The organism is Bacillus sp. SIMBA_031 (assembly GCF_046535225.1).
Classification (GTDB): Bacteria; Bacillota; Bacilli; order Bacillales; family Bacillaceae; genus Bacillus; species Bacillus velezensis.
In genome coordinates, this window is sequence record NZ_JAWRXC010000394.1 from 1 (window position 1) to 259 (window position 259).

The 259-nt window shown below is 41.3% G+C and carries 1 protein-coding gene; it reads left to right on the forward strand.

Annotation, left to right across the window (positions count from 1 at the left end; translation table 11 throughout):
• Positions 1 to 259 (forward strand): SIS domain-containing protein (locus SB724_RS20760; protein WP_410572826.1); only part of this gene is annotated, 259 nt, incomplete at both ends.

A 259-nucleotide genomic window follows, 5' to 3' on the forward strand; every position in this document is an offset into this window, starting at 1 on the left:
ATGAAAGCTTTGATCAAGCGTGCCAATTAATGTACGACTGCTCAGGCCGTATTATTGTTATTGGCATGGGTAAGTCGGGCCATATCGGTAATAAAATAGCAGCCACTTTAGCGAGTACTGGTAGCCCCGCATTTTTTGTACATCCTGGTGAAGCGAGTCATGGCGATTTAGGTATGATTACATCAAATGATGTGGTTATGCTTATATCTAACTCTGGCGAAACCAGTGAAGTGCTTAATATTATTCCGGTATTAAAACG